Here is a 22,008-nt window from a genome sequence, read left to right as displayed (position 1 = left end):
AACGCTCAGATCTGGCGGCGGGGATAAAAAAGCCAGTCGGCGACGGGCCTGACTGGCTTTCAGAAAAGCGCAACATGCTGAATATCCGCTATCTTATTCGACGGCATATTCCTTGATTTTATTTTCCTCCGACATCTCGCCCTTGAGCTTTTTTAACACCTCTCCCGCCTCTTTCAATACCCGCGCGCACTGTTCGCGGGTAATGGTGAGCGGCGGCTCAATGCGCACCGTTTTAGCGTTATTTAGCGTACCGGCGACCAGAATATTACGATGGAAAAGTTCTTTCGAAAACGCATATCCAATTTCATTCTTTTTGAATTCAATAGCTTGCAATAAACCCAGACCTCGGGCTTCAGAAATCAATTCTGGATAGTCGGCGGCGAGCTGCTTCAGTCCCTTCAATAAGAAAGCGCCTTGCCGTGCGGCTTTTTCAGGCAGGTTATCGGTCAACAGGACGTTGATGGCTGCCAGCGCCGCCGAACAGGCCAACGGGTTTCCGCCAAAAGTGGTGGTGTGCAGAAACGGGTTTTCAAACAGTACCGAGAAGACCTCTTCCGTCGCCACCGTGGCGCCGATCGGCATCACGCCGCCTCCCAGCGCTTTAGCCAGGCAAAGAATGTCGGGCTGCACGCCGTAATGCTCGCAGGCGAACATCTTACCCGTCCGCCCCATGCCGGTCTGCACTTCGTCCAGAATCAGCAATGCCCCAACCTCATCGCATAACGCTCTGACCGCAGGTAAGTAATTATCCGGTGGTACGATTACCCCGCCCTCCCCTTGAACGGGTTCAAGGATGATGGCGGCGACGTCATCGCCGGTCTTCTGGCATTGATGAACCTGCTTCCTGATAGCAAGGATATCGCCAAAAGGAACATGGTGAAAGCCAGGAACTAACGGCATGAAAGGACGGCGGAATTCGGCCTTGGCGGTGGCGGACAGCGCGCCGAGCGACTTACCGTGAAACGCGCCCGACGCGGCGATAAAGGTATATTTTCCCCGTTTGGATTGATAAGCCTTAGCCAGCTTCAGCGCAGCCTCAACCGATTCCGTGCCGCTGTTGCTGAAAAAACTGTATTTAAGATCGCCGGGCGTCAGCGCCGCCAACGTTTTGGCCAGCATGGCGCGCAGCGGGTCGAGAAGCTCCTGACTATGCAGCGGTTGTTTGGCGAGCTGCTGCTCTACGGCGGCGATAACGGTGGGATTACGGTGACCAACGCTGAAGATACCGAAACCACCCAGGCAGTCCAGATATTCATTTCCCTGCGTATCGACTAAGGTATTCGGGCCGCTGGCGCGCCATTCGACCGCGCCGTACTCGCCCCCGGAGGTGACGGATTTTCTGTATTCAAGAAATCCCGGATTGACGTATTCACGAAAAGAAGTGAGAACATCGCGATTCAATGCCGCCACTTCATCAGTGGTTAAGGTTTCACTTTTAATCCAATGCAATGCCTGCTGAGTACACTCTAGCGGGTTGATGTTTGACGTCGGTCTGGACAAAATGCGCTCCTTTATAACTGATATCACGTGATATCAGTTTAATTAATGCACATAACGCGCCAGTAAGCAGCCCAAAAATCCAATAAAAGATTAAAATCTGACGAAACACGCAAAACCGAAATAAAAATATAAATAAAACTTAAGTGTTGGAATTAAAGGCTAACAGTAGGCTTGATCTCAGGGGAAAAACGGATAATTAGCGTTTAATCGCACCATAAAGGAGCGATAGGCTCCATGCTAGTGCAAAAGCGCGAAGGGAATGCCACGCTGCGGCGGGAGATGCCGCCGCGCGGCGCCGGGACGAGGGATTAATGGCGGATCATGATATGACGGACGATCGTGTAATCCTCCAGGCCATATATCGACATATCTTTCCCATAGCCGGAAAGTTTCTGTCCGCCGTGCGGCATTTCGCTTACCAGCATAAAATGGGTATTCACCCAGGTGCAGCCATACTGTAGGCTGGCCGCCAGACGATGCCCCCGGCCGATATCTTTGGTCCAGACCGATGACGCCAGCCCGTAGTCGGAGTCATTCGCCCAGCCGATCGCCTGCTCTTCATCGTCGAACGGCGTAATGGAAATCACCGGGCCGAAGACCTCTTTCTGGACGATTTCATCTTCCTGACGGGCGCCGGCCAGCACCGTTGGCTGGAAGTAATACCCTTTCCCCTCCCGCTTCTCGCCGCCGGTTATCACGGAGATATGCGGCTGTTCCCTGGCCCTTGCGACAAAGCCGGCGACACTCTCCAGCTGCGCTTCGGTAATCAACGGCCCCAGTTCGGTGTTTTCATCCAGCGGATCGCCCATATTCAGCGTAGACACCGCCTTGCCTAGCTCAGCCACCACCCGATCATAGACGCCGCGCTGCACATAGAGGCGGCAGGCCGCGGTGCAGTCCTGACCGGCGTTATAGAAACCAAAGCTACGGATGCCGTCGACCACCTGCTCAATATCCGCGTCGTCAAAGACAATGACCGGCGCTTTACCGCCCAGCTCCATGTGCGTACGTTTTACGCTGGGCGCGGCGTTGGAGATGATATTTACGCCCGTGGCGATCGACCCCGTCAAAGAAACCATGCGCACCTTTTCGTGCCCGGTGAGCGCCTTGCCCACGCCGGCGCCGTTGCCAAACAGGATATTCAGCACCCCGGCGGGCAGCGCATCCGCCAGCAGATAAGCCAGATAAAGCGCCGTCAGAGGCGTTTGTTCCGCCGGTTTCAGCACCACGCAGTTCCCCGCCGCCAGCGCCGGCGCCAGCTTCCAGGAGACCATCATCAGCGGGTAGTTCCACGGGGCGATGGAGGCCACCACGCCCACCGGATCGCGCCGAATCATCGAGGTGTGGCCTGCAAGATATTCGCCCGCGGCCGAACCGCTCAGGCAGCGCGCCGCGCCGGCGAAAAACCGGAATACATCGGCAACCGCCGGTATCTCATCATTCAATACCGCATGATAGGGTTTGCCGCAGTTAAGGGACTCCAGCCGGGCAAACTCTCCGGCATGTTCCTCAATGACATCGGCAATTTTTAATAAATAGGCGGCGCGATCTTTGGGCGTCGTTTTTCCCCATGCCGCGAATGCCGCATCCGCCGCCTGCACGGCGTCATCAACCTGCTGGAGGTCCGCCTGCGCTATCGATGCGATTTGCTCTCCGCTGGCGGGATTAAAAACCGCCAGCGCCTCGCCCCGACCCGCGATTTGCTTACCATCTATGAGCAATTTATCGTGCATAACACTTCCCTTATAAACAGAAAATCAGTGGGGGTTTTTACGACTACTGGTTCTTCACTTATAAAAGACGCTTGCAAAATAGCTGCCACTTTTTCAGACGGATAAGACGCCGGCAGATTGTCGGTCGCTATCAATAACGATTCCGCCCCTTATCGGGCGGAAAAGCGCGTCGAACATCAGAAAAGTGTAGCCCATCATTGTTCGCGCCGCACCCGAGCGGAGTCGCATCAAAGAGCATTTATCTCATTAGCCAGATATGATAATAATTATCAATCAAAAAATTAATCAGGTCTACCTGACTGATGGGAAGCTGGCATGTCGGCGTCTGAACTCAGAATACTTTTCAGCCATTACGCCCAACGGCTGGAACGGTATCTTAATTATAAACTTCACGATCCGCAGCTCGCAGCGGATATGGTACAGGAAAGTTTTTTGCGCCTGGCGCAACGGCTAGAGCAACAAGATGACGTAACCGATAAAAAGGCCTATCTATTTAAGACCGCGCATAACCTGGTGTTGGACCATATTCGCCATCAACAACGCTGGCAGAGAAATCCAACTGGCGACGAGGCGGAAAACGAACTGGACGAACTGGCGGATGACGCCCCGCAGCTCGATCAGGTCGTCTTCACCCAACAACAGCTGGCGCGATTGGCGGAAATGCTATCCACCCTGCCGGAACGTTCTCAGTTAATATTCCGCCTGCACCGGCTTGAGCATATGACGCAGGCGCAAATCGCGCAGCGCTTGAATATTTCCCTCAGTACGGTTGAAAAACACCTGGCCAATGCGCTGGCGGCAATGATGACGATACGTTTGTCGTAAAATAATCACAAAATAGTTACGGGTTTACCGCCGCCGGGCGTCTACATAATTAGAGACCATATGACCATCAGGCCTACCAGATGAAAGATTATCCACCTGAAATCAGACAACAGGCAGCATTGTGGGCCGTCCGGCTGACTGAATCTCCCCAGGAAAGCGAACAGGATCAGGCATTGCGAAACTGGCTGCGGCAGGATCCGCGCCATGCCTTCGCCCTGCAACAGGCGCAAAAACTGTGGCAAAACCTCGGTTCGTTGAACGAACAGCAAAAACAACCGTTGCGCGCCCCGGCGTTCAAGTCCAAGCGCGCGCTCCGCTGGCGCATCGCCGCGCTGCTGCTGCTGGGGTTATGCGGCGGTACGGCATGGCTATCCGATGGTCTATTGCTGCTTCAGGCCGATTATCGCGCGGAACATCAGGTGCGGCGGGTAACGCTGCCCGACGGCAGCAACGTCGATATGGACGCCGGCAGCGCTATCGCGCTGGATTACGATCGGACGGTAAGGCGGGTAAAACTGTTGCAAGGCACCGCCTGGTTCAGCCCCGCGCCGGTCGGCGAACGGGAAAAACGCCCTTTTCTGGTCGATGCCTCCACGGGCACCACTCAAGCCATGGGAACCCAGTTCATGATTCAAAATAGCACGGATACCACCACCGTCGGAGTCATTGAACACAGCGTGGAAGTCACGGCCGGCGAGCAATCTCTGCGGCTGCAAGAGCGGCAGGCCGCGCGCTACGATCGGCAAGGACTGACGCGCATAGCCGACTGGAACACTCAGGACAGCGGCGATTGGCGGCGCGGGCTGCTCATCTTTAAGCAACAACCGCTGGCGGACGTCGTCGCGCGGATTAACCGCTACCATAGCGGCACGGTGATCGTCGCCGGTGAAACGCTGCGGCAACGCCGAGTTAGCGGCATCTTTAGTTTAACCGACCTCGACAGCGCGCTCAGCGCCATACGCGCCGAACTCGGCGCAAAAGAAGCGCGCCTACCCGGCGTGATCCTCCTATACTGAATTTCCTCTTTTGCTCCCGCCGCTTTTCGTCGGGAGACGCGTCCAATCTGAACGCACACCACTCCTCCGGGATTTATCCCTAGCCTCAGAAATGTTGAAAAAAAATTAAAATCTTTTTACGGGTTATGCCGTGTCGGCCGTCTATATAGTTAGGTAATGATTTTTATTATCATTTTCATTAAGAAGCAATTCGCAACATATCGCATTGTTTTTTTAATGTTTATTACAGTTGGCATCGATGACAGAACAAGCGACATGAACACAACATTGCATAATTCAAAAATAGGTTTGTTACCCGTAAGTAAACTCGCACTGGCGGTAGGGCTGGCGTTCGGTATTCTGGGCACATCGTCAAACGCGCGGGCGGAGACGGGTAACAACGAGGCCCGCCAGGGGCAGACCGACCAATCACGCCACTTCGCCATCGCCCGACAACCGTTGCGCGTGGCGCTGTTACGCTTTGCGGAACAGGCCGGTTTACAGGTTTTTTTCGCCGACACGAAATTGGACGACATGCAGGCTAACCCGCTGCAAGGTTCATACACGCCCGAACGGGGGTTGAATCAGTTGATCGGCGATAACCCGATTAATTTCAATATCAGCCCGGCCGGCGTAATTACCTTGAACGCGCGTCCCGTGCTGAAAGACGGCGCCAACGGGCAGGATGTGATGGTGGTGCGCGCCCTTACCGTCGCCAACCCCGGCGACTGGATCTACGAACAGCCGCGCGCCATCAGCGTGATCTCGCGCGAACAGATGGACAATCGCCCGGCCCGCCACGCCGCCGATATGCTGGAGCAGTCCGCCGGCGTCTACTCCAGCGTCAGCCAGCAGGATCCCGCGCTGTCGGTGAATATTCGCGGCATTCAGGACTTCGGCCGCGTTAACATGAACATCGACGGCATTCGCCAGAACTTTCAAAAAACCGGTTACGGTCAACGCAACGGCCAGACTTACATCGATTCCGAACTGCTGTCCGGCGTCACCATTGAAAAAGGCGCCACCAACGTAATGGGCAGCGCCGGCACCCTGGGCGGCGTCGCCACCTTCAACACCGTCAGCGCCAGCGAATTTATCGCCCCCGGCAAGGAGATCGGCGGCAAACTGCACGCCAGCACCGGCGACAACGGCACCCACTTTATCGGCAGCGGCATTCTGGCGTTGGGCAACGAAACCGGTGATATTTTAATCGGCGCCAGCGAACGCCATCTCGGCGACTACTGGCCGGGCAACGACGGCAGCATCGGCGGCGTTCGAATTAACAATGATGCGGGCCGTTACGATACGCTGACCGAGCAAGTGAAGCACAGCATGGTCGACTACTCCGGTTATGTCATGCGCTCGCGGCTGGCGAAAATCGGCTGGAATCTGCCCGCCAATCAGCGCGTCCAGCTCAGCTATATGCAAACCCAAACCTCGACGGACAATGCGGGGGTGCTAACCAACCTGACCAATACCTGGCCCTACGAACTGGGCTGGAAAAGCACCGGCCAAAGCGAAATCATGGCGCGCAACGCGGCGCTGGACTACAGCCTGAAGCCGGACGACCAGGACTGGCTGGACTTCAAACTGAAGCTCTACTACGCCAATACCGACAACGACACCTATAACTACGGCAATCCGGCGTCCTGGTCCTCCACCGGCAGCTATACCGCCGCCAAGGCCGCCTACAGCGACCGCACCAGCCTGCGCACCTACGGTCTACAGGCGCAGAACACCTCTCACCTGCTGCAACGCGGCCTGCACGGACTGAGCGCCGATTATGGGCTGGAGATTTACTACGACAAGATATTATCGGACAGCAACGACAGCAGTCAGAATGCGGCCGGCACAACCCCCGCCGGTAACCGCACCATGGCCAGCCTGTTCGCTAACCTGAACTACGCCTACGACGACTGGCTTACCCTGCAAGGGGGGGGGCGTTACGATCGCTACCGACTGCGCGGCAACACCAGCATCAGCTACAAGGAACTGCCTTTCTCTGAAGCGGCCCCTTGCTATCAATACACGCTATCGCGTTGCCCAAGCTCTACCAACGCAACCCAGAGCTGGGACGTGAATGAAGAGCAAGGTAAGTTTTCACCCACAATGTTCGTCGGGGTAAAACCGGGTCTCGACTGGCTTCAGCTGTTTACCAGCTACGGCCTCTCCTGGCGCCCGCCTGCCGTGAGCGAAACCTTCGCCAACGGCACCTACAGCGCCGGCAACTACTACGTTTATCCCAACCCTTATGTCAAGCCGGAACGTTCCCGCGCCTGGGAGATAGGGTTTAATATCCAGCGCCCCGATCTGCTGCTCAAAGACGACCGACTGGTAGCCAAGATGTCCTACTTCGATACCAAGGTCAGTAACTATATCAGCTTGGTTGATGACCGACGAAAACCGGGGTACAACGGCCAATCCATCAGCAATGCCGTATTCCAGAATAACCTGTTAAAGAGTCGCTTCCGCGGCCTGGAGTACCAGCTCAATTACGACGCCGGTTTTGTCTATCTCGACGCTACCTACACCCATATGATCGGCAAGAACGATTTCTGCGCCAAAACCGCCTGGCTGGGAGGCGTCACGACCACTTCAGGCACATATAATAACTGGACATCGAGACCGTACGATGAAGCTAACAATTATATTCAATGCGATAACACCGCGGTATTTAGCAACTCCGCCTTTTTACCGGGCGATCGCGGCTCGGTGACGCTGGGCGGCCGCGCCTTCGATCGCAAGCTGGATATGGGCATCACCATGCGTTTCGCCCCAGGCTACCAAGACACTTCGGTGCCTACCAACAGTCCGTATCTGGCCGACTGGCCCAAATATCGAGTGTACGATCTGTACGCCAGCTACCAACTGACCGACAGATTGACCGTGCGCGGTTCGGTGGAAAACATCAGCAATAAAGCCTATGTGGTGAGCTATGGGGAATCGCTTGGCTATACCCTGGGACGGGGGCGAACAGTGCAAGCCGGCGTGGAATACCAATTCTGATTTTCCGCCGTTTGCGCAGCTAAAGCGCAATGTGGTGGGGAAAACCCACGGCTGAGGACGTCATCTCTCGCCGTTACGACATACGTGGACTGTCTGCGTATATCTATCATCTTGTAAAAGGAATACGTTATGAGCTTTTCCATTACTTATGATGTTAATAATACAGAAGTGTCCTCCTACAGCATTTCAGAGTATCTGGATGCGTGGTCGGCAGAATTCGGCGACGTCAACCATACCGTCGGCAACGTCACGGAAAACAATACCGGCGGCTTCTACGGCGGCACTACCACTAGCGGTACGCAGTATGCCATCACCAGCACCAACAACGACTACTCCGCGCTGATTGCCGAGGGCGATCTGACCTATACCCTGTTCAACGACCCGGCTCATACCCTGTACGGTACGCTAGATAGCGTGAGTCTGGGGGATGGGCTGCAAGGTGGCGGGTCTACTGGAACCGAATATTATCTTGATGCTCCACAGGTATCCTTCGATGGTCTGGATATCACTAGCGACATTTCTGAAGGGCAGAGCGGCGCCGTGCATCAGATCGTCTACGGTCTGATGAGCGGCGATGTCACCCCGCTGAACGATGCGCTGTCGAGTATTTTCGACAACCTCGACGCCTCATCGGCCTTTGACGCCAGCTTCGCCGCGCTGGACGGCGATAGCGACGGCACCATTACCGAAGCGGAAATCACGGCCTATGCCGACGCCGTAACCACCACCGGCGTAGCCGATACCTCGGCTGAACTGTTGGCGGCTTAAGGAAGTACGGCTAAAAGCTGACACTTTTAGCCGTTGAGAGCAAACGCCGCCGCGTCCGCAATGTCACCAGGCCGAGGCGGCGTATTAGTGTAATCGCTGCCGACATTACCCGCAATAACGCTACGTGTAACGATTGCCCTTAACTTATTACAGGTTGCGGCAAGACGAAGACCGCGCGCATCCCCGGAGACGGGAGAAACGCGTGAAGCCGGCGGCGACCTATAAAGATGGATGGACTATGCGTATTTCTCGCGGCAAGGACACCAATACGTCCTCTCAGCCTACTGCTCCGTCTCACCATGAAATTATCGGCGCGCTGGCGGCCTACCGCCAGGGATTCTGGGGCGTCGGCCTGTTCAGCGCAGTGATCAATCTGCTGATGCTGACGCCGGCCATTTATATGCTCCAGGTCTATGACCGTGTTCTATCGTCCGGCAACGACATGACGCTGGGTATGCTAACGGCAATGGCGCTCGGTCTCTTCACCCTGATGGGTCTACTGGAATGGGTGCGTAGCGCGGTGGTGATCCGCCTCGGCACGCAGATGGACATGCGTCTTAATCAGCGGGTATACGACGCCGCATTCGCCAGCCAGTTGCAGGGACAGCCGACGCGCGCCGGCCAGGCGCTGAACGATCTGACCGCGCTGCGCCAGTTCGCCACCGGCAACGCCCTGTTCGCCTTCTTCGACGCGCCCTGGTTTCCGGTTTATCTGCTGGTAATCTTTTTACTGCATCCCTGGCTGGGCATGATGGCGCTGGCCGGCGCCGCCGTACTGATCCTGCTGGCATGGCTCAACCAGCGCCTGACGCGGGAACCCCTAAAGCAGGCGGGACGTATCGCCATTCAAGCCACGACGCAAGCCAACGCCAACCTGCGCCACGCCGACGCCATTGAGGCGATGGGCATGCTGTCCGCCCTGCGCGCCCGCTGGCTGAGTCAGCACATGCGCTTCCTGCACCAGCAGAATGTCGCCAGCGAAAAGAGCGCAGCCGTCACCGCCCTAGCGAAATCCCTACGGCTGGCGTTACAGTCGCTGATGCTGGGGTTAGGCGCCCTGCTGGCCGTGGCGGGCGACATCACACCCGGCATGATGATCGCCGGTTCGATTTTAGTCGGCCGGGTGCTGAGCCCCATCGATCAGTTAATCGGAGTATGGAAGCAGTGGACGCAAGCGCAACAGGCCTGGCAAAGACTCGGCGCGCTGCTGGAGGCCCATCCCGCCCGCGCCGCCGGCATGCGGCTGCCGGAACCGCAAGGCCGGCTACAGGTGGAACAGCTCAGCGCCGCTCCGCTCCATGCCCGCGCGCCGGTGCTGCACAACCTCTCTTTCGCCCTTGAGCCGGGGGACATACTGGGCATTATCGGCCCTTCCGGTTCCGGCAAATCGACATTGGCCCGCCTGCTGGTCGCCACCCAACCGCCGCTGAACGGCAAGGTGCGGCTCGATGGCGCCGACATGCACCTGTGGGACAAGGACGATCTCGGCCGCTTTATCGGCTATCTGCCGCAGGACGTACAACTGTTCGCCGGCACTATCGCCGAAAACATCGCCCGCTTCGGTCAACCGGACGCGGAACAGGTGGTCGCCGCCGCCCGTCTGGCCGGCGTGCACGATCTGATCCTACGGCTGCCCCAGGGCTATGACACGCCGCTGGGCGAAAACGGCAGCGGTCTGTCCGGCGGACAGAAACAACGGGTGGCATTGGCCCGGGCCGTCTATGGCCGGCCGAAGTTGACGGTACTGGACGAACCCAACGCCAGCCTGGACGAAGAGGGCGAAAAGGCGCTATTGGCGGCGATCTCACAGTTAAAAGAAAACGGCGCCACTCAGATCCTCATCACCCATAAACCGGCGTTGCTCGGCAGCGCCAATAAGCTGTTGGCGCTGCGCGACGGACAGATTCGGTTCTTCGGTCCGCCGGAGAAACTGCAACAGGAGATGAAGAAAAAAAATGCGCCGCCCGCCTCCGGCGCATTCGCCCCGGGGTTGAGCGTGGTGTACAACGCCAGAAGTCCACGCCAGACCGCCCCGGAGCGCTGATTGATCGCCATATCGGATTGGCGCGATAAGACCGATTACAGGGAGCAAACCGCATAGGATTGCCCTATTTCATGAGGAGCATCATGTCATTACATCCCGAATCCGCGCGGCCTGACGTCAACTCTCCCGCTTCGTCGGCGAATAGCCCGCCGGATCCTGTCGTACAGCCGCTGCATACCGACGCCGGACGCTGGCTGAAGCGTGGTATGGCGCTGGTATTGCTGGGGTTCGGCGGCGCGTTGCTGTGGGCCGGACTGGCGCCGCTGGACAAAGGCGTGGCGGTCTCCGGCAAGGTGATCGTGACGGATAACCGTAAGGTGGTGCAACCCGCCGCCGCCGGACGCGTGGCGCATTTGTACGTACGCGAGGGTGACAGCGTACAGCGGGGACAAGTGCTGGCCGAACTGGACGTCACGCCGGCGAAAACCCAGCGCGACAATCTGCGCATTCAATTGCTGGAAGCCCAACTGCGCGAGGCGCGTCTACGGGCCGAGCGGGACGACCAGTCCGTTCTGCCCACCCCCGATCCGGCGCTTCTCGCCGCTGCGGCCGGCGATGAACTTCCCCCCTTAACCACGCAGCAGATTCAACTAGGGCAGCAACAGCTGTTCCTCAGCCGCCGCGCGGCTCTGCGTCAGGAGATCGCCGCGATGCGCTCGGCCATTGACGGCAGCCGGGCCCAGCAGCAGGGCACCCGCGCGCTGCTGGAAAGTTACCGCATCCAGTCCCGTCTGCTCGGCGAACAGCTAGGCAGCCTGCGGCCGCTGGCCGCGGAAGGTTACATCCCGCGCAATCGGCTATTGGAAACGGAGCGTCAGGCGGCTCAGTTGCACGGCGATATCGCCCGGCAGAGCGGCGCGTTGGCACAAACCGGGCAGCAGATCGCCGAATTGGAACAAAAAATCCTGCAACGGCAGGAGGAATATCAGAAAGAGGTTCGCACCCAACTGACCGAAGTTCAACTGAGCATTCAGGATCTCGCCCAGCGTCTCACGGCCGCGCAATATGAACTGCAAAACACGCGCATATTGGCGCCGGTCAGCGGCAGCGTGGTCGGCCTGACGCTGCACACGGAAGGCGGCGTCGTCAGCAACGGACAGACGCTGATGGAAGTCGTGCCGGCAGGACAGCCGTTGCAGGTCGATGCGCAACTGCCGATCGATTTGGTCGACCGTATCGCGCCCGGTCTGCCGGTCGAGTTGATGTTCTCCGCTTTCAACCAGAGCACCACGCCGCGCGTCTCGGGCAGCGTCGCGCTGGTGGGCGCCGATCAGCTTATCGATCCCCTGACCAACCTGCCCTATTATCCGCTGCGCATCAATGTTGACGAACAGGGCAAACGCCAGTTGTCCGGACTGGACATCCGTCCCGGCATGCCGGTCGAAGCCTTTGTGCGAACCGGGGAGCGCTCATTGTTCAATTATCTGTTTAAACCACTGGCCGATCGCCTGCATATCGCCCTGACGGAGGAATAATCATGCGTTGCGTTACCCATCCCCGCCAAACGTTTATCCATCGCGTCCGTCTGCTGCTGTGGTTCGTCGCGCTGGGCTACAGCGCGCCCGGACAGACCATGGGGTTGATGGAAGCCTGGCAACGGGCGGTAGGTCACGATCCGACGTTTCAGGCCGCGATTCATGAACGTAACGCCAATGAAGAGGAAAGGAATATCGGCCGCGCCGCGCTGTTGCCCAAAATCAGTTACGACTATAGCAACTCGCGCAATGATTCCACCGTGACCAGCAGCGGGCGCGAAACCGAGCGGGACTACGGCAGCTATGCGTCCAGCCTTTCACTCCAACAGCCGTTGCTGGACTACGAAGCCTGGACCCGTTACCAACAAGGCGACGCGACGGCGCTGCTGGCCGATGAACAGTTGCGCGACGCCAGCCAACAGTTATTGGTTCGCCTGTTTCAGGCATACAGCAACGTACTGTTCAGCCGTGAGCAAATTACGCTGGTTCAAGCCCAACTGCGGGCTTATCAGGAGCAATATCAGCTCAACCAGCGTCTGTTTCAACATGGAGAAGGCACCCGCACCGATATGCTGGAAACCGAAGCCAGGTTGAATTTAACCCAGGCCCAGTTAATCGAAGCGCAGGATAATCTGGACATCAGCCTACGCGAACTGGAAACCCTGGTGGGGATCCCCATCGCGGCGGAACAGCTTGCCCCACTCGACCCCCGATTTACGCCTCGTCAATTGCAACCGAACAATTATCAGCATTGGCAAACGGTTTCTCTGAGCCACAACGCCCAACTCCTGGCGTTAAGCCAATCATTGGCGGTGGCTAAATACGAAATTTCGCGCAACCGGGCCGGGCATTTCCCGCAGGTCACACTGGTCGCCAGCATGCGAAAGACCGAGTCGGATACCGAAAGCAGCTACAATCAAAAATACGACACGCGCTCAATCGGCATTCGGGTCAGCGTGCCGATCTTTGCCGGCGGAGGCGTGTCCGCCGCCACCCGTCAGGCGAAAGAGCGTTACGCGCAAACTTACCAGCAGAAAGATGAGCAAACCGCGGCGATACAGAATGAGCTACGCCGCCAGTTCAATCTAGTGACCAGCAGCCAGGCAAAGATCCGGGCTTATGAATTAGCGGAAAGATCGGCGTTAGCGCTGGTCGAGGCGACGCGAAAAAGCGTTCAGGGCGGAGAACGCGTTAATTTGGACGTATTAAACGCGGAACAGCAACTCTACAGCGCCCGACGCGATCTAAGCGAGGCTCGCTACGCCTGGCTGACAGCCTGGCTCCAGCTACGCTATTACGCGGGCACCCTGGATGACGCCGTACTGCGTCAGTTGGCCGGCTACTTTCATCATGCCTGAAAATGACCCCTTACCATTCGGCTCAGGGCGCCCATGACGTTCCAGGCCGATATTGAGCTAAATTAGCCGCCCTTTTAAAGACCGATGAAATCATCGGTTTTCCTTAATTTTTTTTAAAGTTTATTGTCTAGAAATAAAAAAACCAATCGCTAACAAAAATACAACAATTATTCCCAATGACCTGATAATTTTAAACCAAAATCCTTACACCTTGCGCGTTTTAAATATAAAACATGATTTTTTAATTTACATTCAAAACTAAAGTCACCATTAAAAAATTAAAAAAAGTAAAAAATAAATAATTATTGAGAACTAGCTCAATTATTTAACACAAAAGAAAACCAGATAAAAATTAATCGACTTTGATCAAAAAAATAAATAAAGAAAAATCCATATAGTAGCCATGAAGAAAGTAAGTCAATCTAATAAATTAACCCGTCATTTTAAGCAATGGGGTATATATAATGGATTTTATCATTCAATTAGTCATCGTCCTGATCTGCCTTTTTTATGGGGCAAGAAAAGGTGGGATCGCTCTAGGATTGTTAGGCGGTATCGGGCTGGTTATTCTGGTATTCGTATTTAAGCTTCAGCCAGGTAAACCGCCGGTCGACGTTATGCTGGTGATCATTGCCGTGGTGGCAGCATCGGCGACGCTTCAGGCCTCAGGGGGGCTGGACGTCATGCTGCAGATCGCGGAGCGCCTGCTGCGGCGCAATCCCAAATACGTATCGATCATCGCGCCGTTCGTTACCTGCATTCTGACGATACTGTGCGGTACCGGCCACGTGGTTTATACCATCCTGCCGATTATTTACGATGTCGCCATCAAAAATAATATCCGTCCGGAGAGGCCCATGGCCGCCAGCTCCATCGGCGCGCAGATGGGGGTCATCGCCAGCCCGGTATCCGTTGCCGTCGTCTCCCTGGTCGCCATGCTGGGGAACTTTACCTTCCACGGCAAACACCTGGAGTTTCTTGACTTACTGTCGATTACCATTCCGTCTACGTTGATGGGAATTCTGGCCATCGGTATTTTTAGCTGGTTCAGGGGTAAAGATTTAGATAAGGATGAAGATTTTCAGAAGTTCATCTCGGTACCGGAAAACAAAGAGTATGTCTACGGCGATACCGCGACGCTGCTGGATAAAAAACTGCCGGGCAGCAACTGGCTCGCCATGTGGATTTTCCTCGCCGCCATCGCCGCCGTCGCCATCCTGGGCGCGGTGGAAGAGCTGCGCCCCGCGTTCGGCGGCAAACCGCTGTCCATGGTGCTGGTGATCCAGATGTTTATGCTGTTCTCCGGCGCCATCATTATCATCGCGACCAAAACCAACCCCGGCTCCATATCCAAAAACGAGGTGTTCCGCTCGGGCATGATCGCCATCGTCGCCGTTTACGGCATCGCCTGGATGGCGGAAACCATGTTCGGCGCGCATCTGGAGCAGATAAAGGCGACCCTGGGCTCGCTGGTAAAAGAGTATCCCTGGGCATATGCCATTATTCTGCTGCTGGTTTCAAAATTTGTTAACTCGCAGGCCGCGGCATTAGCGGCGATAGTGCCCGTTGCGTTGGCCATCGGCGTTAACCCGGCGTATATCGTGGCGTCCGCCCCAGCTTGCTATGGTTACTATATTCTGCCTACCTACCCAAGCGACCTGGCGGCCATTCAATTCGACCGCTCCGGCACGACAAAAATCGGCCGCTTCGTGATTAACCACAGCTTTATTCTGCCTGGCTTAATCGGGGTGTTTACCTCCTGCGTCTTCGGCTGGGTATTTGCCGGTATGTACGGATTCCTCTAGTCGTCATCATCGATGTATCACCAGGCCGTTCGGAAAATCGAGCGGCCTTTTATTTTTCACCGCATCCCCGACAGCGCCCCTCTTAGCTTCATCATCATATTGCTGACATCCCCGCCCATCACGGTATGATACTTTGGCCGCTATTCTCGGGGGATCATAAGCGACTCGGCGCAATGTCTTACGCCTGAAGGAATAAACCAGTAAGGTATGTTGAGCGGCAGCATTTTTTCAGCGTGATAAGGGTCAGTTCTTTTTGTAAATGGTGGTAAATATGAACAGCGGTGGCATGGTTTTTCTCGCCGTGGCGATTGTCATGGAAGTCATAGCAACAACTTGTCTAAAGGCGTCGGAGGGGTTCACCCGCCTGTTGCCGAGCATTGTCACGGTGGTTTGTTACGGGGTCTCTTTCTGGTGTCTTTCCATCACCATGAAAACGCTGCCGGTAGGTATTATTTACGCCATCTGGTCGGGCGTCGGCATTGTTCTGATCGGCGCCGCCGGATGGTTGTTCTACGGCCAGAAAATGGATTTACCGGCGCTCATCGGTTTGGGCATGATTATCGGCGGCGTGGTGGTGGTCAACGTTTTCTCATCTTCGATTAATCACTGAGCCGCCTATTCGTCATGACACCGCCCGCGTGCGCGGGCGGTATCTGCGAGGCGGGCGGCGCTTACGCGCTTTTTTCCTGCCGGACGGCGTCGCCGTCGCCGCTGTTTAACTCACGCTCATATTGCCGCGCTTTTTTTCCGTCAAACTGTCTTTCCCATTTGGCGATCACCAGCACGGCCAGCGCATTGCCGACCACGTTCAGCGCGGTGCGCGCCATATCCAGAATGCGATCCACGCCGGCAATAAACGCCAGGCCCTCCAGCGGGATCCCCACGCTGCCCAGCGTCGCCAACAGCACGACGAAGGAGACGCCCGGCACGCCGGCAATCCCTTTGGAAGTCAGCATCAGGGTCACCACCAGCACGATTTCCTGCCCGATTGACAGCTCGATGCCATACAGCTGGGCGATAAAGATCGCCGCAATGCTCTGATAGAGCGTCGAGCCATCCAGGTTAAACGAGTAGCCGGTCGGCACGACAAAACTGGTGATCGATTTCGGCGCGCCATACGCTTCCATCTTCTCGATGATGCTCGGCAACACGGTTTCCGAACTGGCGGTGGAGTAAGCGAGGATCAGTTCGTCTTTCAAGATACGAATCAGCGTTATGATGCGCAGTTTACACAGCCGCGCAATGCCTCCCAGCACAATCAGGGCGAAAAACAGTATTGCGGCATAGACCAGCAGCACCAGTTTCGCCAGCGGCCACAGCGAGGCGAAGCCAAAATTAGCCACCGTAACAGAAATCAGGGCGAATACGCCGACAGGCGCATAGCGCATGATCATATGCGTGACTTTGAACATCGTTTCCGATACGCCGCGAAATACATTCAGCAGCGGCTCACGATGCGCTTTCGGCAGAGAAGAGAGCCCCAGGCCGAACAACACCGAGAAGAAAATGATCGGCAGCATCTCCCCGTTAGCCATCGCAGAAAAGATATTGGGCGGGATTAAGGACAGCACCGTGCCGACCAGGCTGTGGGAGCCATTTTGCACATGTTCGGTGGTTTTTTCATACTGGGAAATATCAACGGCCGTCAGGCTCGACATATCAATCCCGGTGCCCGGCTGGAATACGTTCGCCAGCGTAATGCCCAATATGATGGCTAACGTGGTGACGATTTCAAAATAGATGATGGTCTTAAAACCAATTCGCCCTAACTTTTTCGCATCGCCGACGCCGGCGATCCCGACAATCAGCGTGGCGATAACAATCGGCACGACGATCATCTTAATTAGACGGATAAAGATATCGCCGGCGGGGCTGAGAATGTTGCTGATAAGCCACTGCCGGCTTTCAGGTTGGTTATGCAATACCGCGCCCAGCGCGATGCCGAGGATTAACGCGATGAGAATTTGCCAGGCCAGGCTGATTTTCTGTGTTTTCATAGAGCTCTTCCGTTTTCAAAACTCCTCGCCAGGAACGATGGCGATAGCGCGAATTCCAGCTCAATGCGAGCCGTAAAATAAGCGTGGAGGTATGAGTATTAAGTATGTTTGATGGGGCGGCGCGCCAAGATTTTTCGCTGCCGGCACACAAGAATGAATCACATAGTTATTCAATAAAAGTGCACAAGTATTTGTATCTAAAAACAAAACACCAAACATATGTTATTGTTATTCCGGGGGATGCTACTATCCCGCCACGCTTAGATCAAGCGGATTATTCACGGCTAAAACCATAATTATGCTAATTGAATGCCTCAGCGCGGCGCCGGGTTCAAGGTAAAAAACGCATGAAAAAACGCCGGAAAAAAATGGAGAAAAGCGGAAATATTCTGGCTGGTTAATCAGTTATCCCCAACGGAACGCCGGGGATGCAACCGTGTAAATCAGAAAGATAGCGGAATGGAAATACGCCGGATAATTAGATCTGATAATCAATAACGCTCTCGTCATTCTCCGCGAACACGCGTTCTTTAATCTCCGCCAAAGAGAGTTCGGTGTTACACAGCTGGATAAATTTCCAGGCATAGTTACGCTGTAACTGATTTTTCTTTAGCCCCAGCCATACGGTATTGGCTTCAAACAGATGTTCAGCGCTCAGACGCACCAGCCCTTTGTCCCGTATCGGATCGTAAGCCTTATCGGCCAAAATCCCGACGCCCAGGCCTAGCTCCACGTAGGTTTTGATGACGTCCGAATCCTGAGCTGTCAGGGTAACGTCCGGCTCCATCCCCGCCGCCTGAAAAGCGTGATCCACGCGGGAACGGCCGGTAATCCCCTGACGATAGGTAATCAACGGCACGGCGTTAAGCATATCCAGCGTCACCACCGGCTCCTTCGCCAGCGGATGCGCTTCCGGCACCACGATCGCGTGATGCCAGCGATAATAGGGAAAAGCCGCCAGCGAGGCGTCGTTAATCAGCCGTTCGCTGGCGATACCGATATCGGCCTCCCCTGAATGCAGCATGGTCACGATTTCGTCCGGCGTTCCCTGGTTCAGCACCAGCCGCACCTGAGGATAAAGCTCGCGAAACGCCATTATCACCTGAGGCAGGCTGTAACGCGCCTGAGTATGGGTAGTGGCGATCACCAACTGCCCGGTATCGTTGTTAGTAAACACATTGGCTAACCGACGAATCGTGCTGGCGTCATTCAGGATCCTGTCGGCCACCGTCAGCAACGCCTTGCCGGGCTCGGTCATCCCCAGTAAGCGTTTGCCGCGCCGGACAAAAATTTCAATCCCCAACTCCTCTTCCAACTCGCGGATATGACGACTCACACCGGATTGAGAGGTAAACAGGCTATTCGCCACCTCGGTCAGGTTATAATTGCACCGCGCTGATTCACGAATAATCTTCAGTTGCTGAAAATTCACCTTTCACTCCATCACCATTGCCCTGTTCATGCGTAATAGAGATACGAAGGAATAGTACCCAGGACAAATAAGTAAATGGATTTGGTTATATTTTTTTATACTAAAGCCAGCACTCAAACGCATTTCCAACGATCTCTGGATAAAGAAGAAAATGAAAAACCATTTTTTTCAGTTGGTTACAAACACAACATAAAATAAATGGTTTTTTATCAGCCGCGATAGTTAAAACTTTTTGCCATGAATTATAAGATTTATATCTAACTCTAAATAATTCGAATTGCATGAAAGCGGCAGGACGGCGGGCGACCGGACGGGCCTCGCCCGCCGGGTAACATGCACCGCGCGTTTTCCCATTCGATCGGCGCTAGGTCATCATAAAGATCACTAAACCTTCGGTGAAAATCCCGACGGCAGTCCCCACCAGGATCGCCGAGGAGGCGGATTCAACATAAGTGTCGCTGCGTATCGCAAACATGCCGGCGGCGATGGCGGACGGCGTCGCGCCGATAATCACCACCTGCTGCATCAGGCTGGGACTGAGACCGAAAGCGACGCCGGCGGCGGCCATAATCGCGGGCTGAACCAGATTTTTCAGGCTGATGTTGGTCAGGGTGTGCAGGTTGAATTTCGGACTTTCGCCATAAAACAGCAGGCCAAGCGCGAACAGAGAAATGCCGCCGGCGGTTTTCCCCATCATATCAATCGACGAATACAGCAGCTGCGGGATTTTGACGCCCAACAGGCTGAGCGTTACGCCCAGAATGGGGATCCACACAATCGGATTGCGCGCGGCCTTATACAAATTGCCCATGATCATAAGACCCAGACTCTCCTGGCGCGCGGCGTCGCCATCGCTGTCGCCCATGCGGATCAGCACAATCGTCAGCGGGATCATAAACACGCTGGTAATCAGGTTGCCGATCAATACGCCGAGAAACCCTTCGGGGCCGATAAGCACCGCCAGCACCGGCGCGCCGAAGTAGGCCATATCGGGAAAGGCGCAAACCAGAGATTGAATGGCGCTGGTTTTGATATCGTGGCGAAAAACGAACCGGGAGATGCACAGCGTCAGGAGATAGGCCCCCATCAGGCCAATAAACAGCACCGCCACGAAAGAGAAATTCTTTATTTTATCGGGGCTGGTATTCAACGCGCCGATAAACAGATGCAGCGGCAAAGCAAAACGAATAACGACCGTCGCCAGTACGCCGGCATCCTCCCGTTTCATATAATTTAATTTCCCGCTTAGCCACCCCATCAGCATGATAAACACCAATGGAAATAAAGATGACAATAATAATGAAGACATAAAAAACCTTTTTTATTTACGCTATAAGATAAAGGTATTTTTATCTTATTTATTAATTTTCCATTGTGATTATCGTCACACGGATTTTTATGATTAATTTTCAATAGTTAATAAACACAAAACAAACTAATATAATGAGTTAATAAAGATTAAAACCAATAAAATAATTAATATATATGCTAAAAATAATTCGAGTTGCAGGACAAAAACATCAAAGCGTTTTTACACAGCGCCTGCGGCGGTTCCAACGGGGCGAGTAACAAAGCCAACGCGCCTGCAGCTTGAAGTATGAAGGGTTATATCCTAAGCGATTCGACTTGAGCAAGGCGCCTTGTTGACGGCAAAGCGTGGTTCATTTTACCCGCCCAAAGGATAAAATCGGCCGATTGCGCGGCGCCCAGGCGAGATGAAATATGACGGGGATATTATGAATTATCGCAACCGAACGCATAGGCACCGATTTATCCGCTGCGGAAGATAAAAAGCCATAGATTATTATAGCGCGCATCCCAATAAAAAATTCATTTAATAACCCAATCCGCAGAATTTATTTAAATACCCGCGACAAAATGAGCCGTTATTAACCACGCAGACGATAAAAATATCCCCAAAACGCTAAAGAACGCGGCAGAAAAAATAACCGAACGGCAAAGACAAGCGGGGAATTCCTAGGGCCGAAGCTTAAATTCGCCATGCCGTTCAAACCAGGCGAATTGTTCGGCGGCATAGGCCGACATTTTCGTCCCGTTGTGCCCCACATCGGGAACGGTGGTAAAACGCCAGTTCAGGTCAATTTTGTCATGCCTGGCCTGCTGCCGCGCCGTCAGAAAATAGTTTTTCGCCCGGACCAGCCGGCTATCTCCCTGCGCCATCGCCTGATAAGAGCGGCGCAGCAGCGGATGATAGGGGTCGTTGTCTTTCTCGCCCACCGTAATCAGCATCGGTTTGGCAAAATAATCCGCCAATTGCTTTTTCGAGACCTCGACCGGCGCGTTCTTCAAACCATAAGGCCAGGGATTTTCCACATCCGGCAATGTCCACCACCCCGCCGCGGCGCAGACGGCGGCTTTGACGTTGGCCTCCGGCATAAAGGTCAGCATCCGGTGAACAAACTGGCAGCCCGCGCTGTTGCCAAACAGATAATAACCGTGCTGCCGGGTTATCCCCTGCTGTTGCAGATCGGCGAACAGGTCGTCAATCACCGAGAACGACCATTGCCCTTTGGGATTCAATCGGTGCGTTGCTATATTCTCCATATTGCCCAGATTATAACCGTCAGCGCCGGGATAATCGGTTTTGGCAAACCTGGGGACGATAGCGATCAGGTTATTTTTCCTAGCGTTCTCAATCCATGCGTTCCGGTAATCATCTGCGTTGCGGCGTACTCCGGTAAGCACGAAAACCACCGGCGAATCGGCGTCGGCGTTAGGCGGCCGATAGCTGAATACCGTCATCTTTTTACCGGTTTGCGGCACGGTAAAAGGGAAACTGCCGCTCTCTTTCGGTAGCTCCGCCGCCTGGCAGAGCCCGGCGCTCAAGGCTAAAATAGCGAGCACGCTGAGTAGCGGCGTTTGCTGACAACCCCGTCCGTCAGGGAGAGATACCCGGGGCAACCACGGGGATGAAGCGTCGTAAGCGGGAACCTCCCCCCTGTTTCCCCTACAAAAACGCATGCGTTTTTGTGCGCCGCTGGCGGGGCGAGGAATAGCTAACTTTGTCAACAGTCTGATAGGGTTCATATCTCAATCCTCGTCCGGCGAT

15 protein-coding genes are annotated in these 22,008 nt (G+C 55.0%); 9 read left to right on the top strand and 6 right to left on the bottom strand.

The features are described 5' to 3' along the window. Positions 1 to 93: 93 nt before the first annotated feature. Together ygjG and patD are read right to left on the bottom strand one after the other, a co-directional pair. Entirely contained in the window at positions 94 to 1,500 is a 1,407-nt protein-coding gene (ygjG, locus tag VSX58_RS18325) for a putrescine aminotransferase (RefSeq protein ID WP_327619350.1), read from the bottom strand. A 308-nt stretch (positions 1,501 to 1,808) separates the two neighbouring features. Continuing rightward, positions 1,809 to 3,233 carry an aminobutyraldehyde dehydrogenase gene (patD, locus tag VSX58_RS18320; RefSeq protein WP_327619349.1) on the bottom strand — a complete coding sequence of 475 codons (1,425 nt, stop codon included), beginning with the start codon at positions 3,231 to 3,233 and terminating at the stop codon, positions 1,809 to 1,811. A gap of 315 nt (positions 3,234 to 3,548) precedes the next feature. Between patD and VSX58_RS18315 the strand changes: the two genes are divergently transcribed. The 9 genes from VSX58_RS18315 to VSX58_RS18275 all read left to right on the top strand — a co-directional run bounded on the left by VSX58_RS18315 (position 3,549) and on the right by VSX58_RS18275 (position 16,119). Then, positions 3,549 to 4,058 (top strand): RNA polymerase sigma factor, encoded by a 510-nt coding sequence (locus tag VSX58_RS18315; protein ID WP_327619348.1) that lies wholly within the window; start codon positions 3,549 to 3,551, stop codon positions 4,056 to 4,058. 80 nt (positions 4,059 to 4,138) lie between these two features. After that, positions 4,139 to 5,074, top strand: a complete 936-nt coding sequence (locus VSX58_RS18310; protein WP_327619347.1) for a FecR family protein — start codon at positions 4,139 to 4,141, stop codon at positions 5,072 to 5,074. Between the two features lie 255 nt (positions 5,075 to 5,329). Then, a complete protein-coding gene (locus VSX58_RS18305; protein WP_327619346.1) occupies positions 5,330 to 8,059 on the top strand; it encodes a TonB-dependent receptor in 2,730 nt (909 codons plus the stop codon). Positions 8,060 to 8,188: 129 nt separating this feature from the next. Then, the gene (locus VSX58_RS18300) at positions 8,189 to 8,827 is read left to right on the top strand and encodes a heme acquisition protein HasA (RefSeq protein WP_327619345.1); all 639 of its coding nucleotides are present in this window, start codon (positions 8,189 to 8,191) and stop codon (positions 8,825 to 8,827) included. A gap of 238 nt (positions 8,828 to 9,065) precedes the next feature. Further along, on the top strand, positions 9,066 to 10,871 hold the full coding sequence (locus tag VSX58_RS18295) for a type I secretion system permease/ATPase (RefSeq protein ID WP_327619344.1): 1,806 nt from the start codon (positions 9,066 to 9,068) through the stop codon (positions 10,869 to 10,871). A gap of 83 nt (positions 10,872 to 10,954) precedes the next feature. Beyond that, positions 10,955 to 12,346, top strand: a complete 1,392-nt coding sequence (locus VSX58_RS18290) for an HlyD family type I secretion periplasmic adaptor subunit (protein ID WP_327619343.1) — start codon at positions 10,955 to 10,957, stop codon at positions 12,344 to 12,346. Between the two features lie 2 nt (positions 12,347 to 12,348). After that, a complete protein-coding gene (locus VSX58_RS18285) occupies positions 12,349 to 13,704 on the top strand; it encodes a TolC family outer membrane protein (RefSeq protein WP_327619342.1) in 1,356 nt (451 codons plus the stop codon). Between the two features lie 464 nt (positions 13,705 to 14,168). Further along, positions 14,169 to 15,509: an anaerobic C4-dicarboxylate transporter gene (locus tag VSX58_RS18280; RefSeq protein ID WP_327619341.1), complete on the top strand. Its 1,341-nt coding sequence runs from the start codon at positions 14,169 to 14,171 to the stop codon at positions 15,507 to 15,509. A 271-nt stretch (positions 15,510 to 15,780) separates the two neighbouring features. Then, the gene (locus VSX58_RS18275; protein ID WP_327619340.1) at positions 15,781 to 16,119 is read left to right on the top strand and encodes a DMT family transporter; all 339 of its coding nucleotides are present in this window, start codon (positions 15,781 to 15,783) and stop codon (positions 16,117 to 16,119) included. Between the two features lie 61 nt (positions 16,120 to 16,180). On the opposite strand, the gene gltP is transcribed toward VSX58_RS18275, so the two are convergent. From gltP to VSX58_RS18255, 4 genes are all read right to left on the bottom strand, one after another. Further along, positions 16,181 to 17,506 (bottom strand): glutamate/aspartate:proton symporter GltP, encoded by a 1,326-nt coding sequence (gene gltP, locus VSX58_RS18270; RefSeq protein ID WP_327619339.1) that lies wholly within the window; start codon positions 17,504 to 17,506, stop codon positions 16,181 to 16,183. 478 nt (positions 17,507 to 17,984) lie between these two features. Further along, on the bottom strand, positions 17,985 to 18,938 hold the full coding sequence (cbl, locus tag VSX58_RS18265; RefSeq protein ID WP_327619338.1) for an HTH-type transcriptional regulator Cbl: 954 nt from the start codon (positions 18,936 to 18,938) through the stop codon (positions 17,985 to 17,987). Positions 18,939 to 19,302: 364 nt separating this feature from the next. Beyond that, a complete protein-coding gene (locus tag VSX58_RS18260) occupies positions 19,303 to 20,247 on the bottom strand; it encodes an AEC family transporter (protein ID WP_327616111.1) in 945 nt (314 codons plus the stop codon). A gap of 668 nt (positions 20,248 to 20,915) precedes the next feature. Beyond that, the gene (locus VSX58_RS18255) at positions 20,916 to 21,986 is read right to left on the bottom strand and encodes a hypothetical protein (RefSeq protein ID WP_327619337.1); all 1,071 of its coding nucleotides are present in this window, start codon (positions 21,984 to 21,986) and stop codon (positions 20,916 to 20,918) included. Positions 21,987 to 22,008 lie beyond the last annotated feature (22 nt).

The organism is Brenneria populi, assembly GCF_036016195.1.
Lineage (GTDB): Bacteria > Pseudomonadota > Gammaproteobacteria > Enterobacterales > Enterobacteriaceae > Brenneria > Brenneria populi.
This window is presented reverse-complemented; position numbering and strand designations above follow the sequence as displayed.

Coding starts and splice junctions, on each gene's coding strand:
- patD (WP_327619349.1), bottom strand. CDS start 3,233: ATGCACGATAAATTGCTCATAGATGGTAAGCAAATCGCGGGTCGGGGC.
- VSX58_RS18315 (WP_327619348.1), top strand. CDS start 3,549: ATGTCGGCGTCTGAACTCAGAATACTTTTCAGCCATTACGCCCAACGG.
- VSX58_RS18310 (WP_327619347.1), top strand. CDS start 4,139: ATGAAAGATTATCCACCTGAAATCAGACAACAGGCAGCATTGTGGGCC.
- VSX58_RS18305 (WP_327619346.1), top strand. CDS start 5,330: ATGAACACAACATTGCATAATTCAAAAATAGGTTTGTTACCCGTAAGT.
- VSX58_RS18300 (WP_327619345.1), top strand. CDS start 8,189: ATGAGCTTTTCCATTACTTATGATGTTAATAATACAGAAGTGTCCTCC.
- VSX58_RS18295 (WP_327619344.1), top strand. CDS start 9,066: ATGCGTATTTCTCGCGGCAAGGACACCAATACGTCCTCTCAGCCTACT.
- VSX58_RS18290 (WP_327619343.1), top strand. CDS start 10,955: ATGTCATTACATCCCGAATCCGCGCGGCCTGACGTCAACTCTCCCGCT.
- VSX58_RS18285 (WP_327619342.1), top strand. CDS start 12,349: ATGCGTTGCGTTACCCATCCCCGCCAAACGTTTATCCATCGCGTCCGT.
- VSX58_RS18280 (WP_327619341.1), top strand. CDS start 14,169: ATGGATTTTATCATTCAATTAGTCATCGTCCTGATCTGCCTTTTTTAT.
- VSX58_RS18275 (WP_327619340.1), top strand. CDS start 15,781: ATGAACAGCGGTGGCATGGTTTTTCTCGCCGTGGCGATTGTCATGGAA.
- gltP (WP_327619339.1), bottom strand. CDS start 17,506: ATGAAAACACAGAAAATCAGCCTGGCCTGGCAAATTCTCATCGCGTTA.
- VSX58_RS18260 (WP_327616111.1), bottom strand. CDS start 20,247: ATGTCTTCATTATTATTGTCATCTTTATTTCCATTGGTGTTTATCATG.
- VSX58_RS18255 (WP_327619337.1), bottom strand. CDS start 21,986: ATGAACCCTATCAGACTGTTGACAAAGTTAGCTATTCCTCGCCCCGCC.